The 1,358-nt window shown below is 64.1% G+C and carries 2 protein-coding genes; both read left to right on the top strand.

Annotated elements, in window-relative coordinates:
• The coding region (locus Q9Q40_15640; protein ID MDQ7008654.1) for a hypothetical protein at positions 1-340 on the top strand (340 nt) is incomplete at its 5' end.
• 315 nt (positions 341-655) lie between these two features.
• Positions 656-991 carry an NFYB/HAP3 family transcription factor subunit gene (locus tag Q9Q40_15635; protein ID MDQ7008653.1) on the top strand — a complete coding sequence of 112 codons (336 nt, stop codon included), beginning with the start codon at positions 656-658 and terminating at the stop codon, positions 989-991.
• Positions 992-1,358 lie beyond the last annotated feature (367 nt).

The following is a 1,358-nucleotide window of genomic DNA, read 5'->3' as shown; positions in this document are numbered from 1 at the left end:
CAAGCGCGCTGGCTTGATCTTTCCCGTCGGCCGTGTTTGCACGATGCTGCGCAAGGGCTGCTTCGCGCCGCGCGTGTCGCGCACTGGTGGTGTGTTCATGACCGCGGCCCTCGAGTTTGTGGTGGCCGAGCTGCTCGAGCTGTCCGCGAAGGCTGTGCTCCAGCGCGGCAAGTCCAAGCGCATCACGCCGCGTGCCCTCACGCTGGCGGTGCGCCACGACGCTGACCTCGGCGCGCTCTTCAAGGACGTGACGCTGTCCCGCGGCGGTGTCGTGCCGAAGGTGGAGAAGGCCCTGGAGGCCAAGAAGGCCAAGGCGGGCAAGAAGACCAAGTCGGCGTGATTTGATCTTGCGTTGCGCAAGGAAGTCGCCGCGCGGCGGCCGGCGCAGAAGGAAACCCCGAAGACTGAAGAAAGAAACACACTTCCCGAGGCGGCTACCGGCAGTTACTCCAAGAGCACTCACGTGCGAGGAGCGATGCGCCGGGGCGCCCGAATGCACACACGCACTTACTGCTGCGTGATGCTGCCGACGTCATGAGCGTTGACCGTTGTGGATGCGTCGTGTGTCGTGACGCGAATCGCAAGGGGTGTGTCGATTGTGCGCATGGGAATCACCTTGTTGCTGTAGGAGTCCGCTTCCGCGTTTCAAGTTACGATGGCCGCTGGCAAGATCAACCGCAAGTCGGCGACGAAGGCCGTGAAGAGCACCCGCAAGCCGAAGCGCAGCTTCTCGACCTACATCTCGAAGGTGCTCAAGGGCGCGTCCAAGTCGAAGCTGACCCTCAGCTCCAAGTCCATGAAGGTGCTCAACAGCCTCGTCGAGGACATGTTCTCGCGCATCGCGACCGAGGCCGCCGCCCTTGCCCGCAGCGCCAAGAAGCGCACGCTCGGTTCCCGCGAAATCCAAACCGCAGTCCGACTTTCCTTCCCCGCGGAGCTCGCGAAGCACGCGATGGCTGAAGGAACTCGAGCTGTCGCGAAATCCGCGTAAAACGCGACGATGCGCGTGCATTCGCGCGGATTGGCAGACGCGGCCCGGCACGGCCCGGCCCGGCCCGGCACGGCCCGGCACGGCCCGCCACGGCGCGGCACGGCGCGGCACGCGTCGATGCGGGCTGACGACGAAAACCCCAAGATCCAAGAAAGACACCTGCTGACCCACGACAGCTGATTCGCTGTTGCCGACGGGAGGAGCTGACCAATCGATGATCCGTGGACCGTTGTTATGCGAAGAGTTTCCGGCGGCGCGTTTCACAACTCCACACGGACCCTCCATCGATGCTGCGCTGTAGGTTTGCCCCCTCAAGTTTCAAGATGGCCACGCCGAAGAAGGGTTCCCGCAAGGCGTCCAGCAAGTC

The organism is Acidobacteriota bacterium, assembly GCA_030949985.1.
GTDB lineage: Bacteria > Acidobacteriota > Polarisedimenticolia > J045 > J045 > JALTMS01.
The sequence above is the reverse complement of the archived record's forward strand: the minus strand, read 5'-3'. Positions and strand labels throughout refer to the sequence as shown.

Coding starts and splice junctions, on each gene's coding strand:
- Q9Q40_15635 (MDQ7008653.1), top strand. CDS start 656: ATGGCCGCTGGCAAGATCAACCGCAAGTCGGCGACGAAGGCCGTGAAG.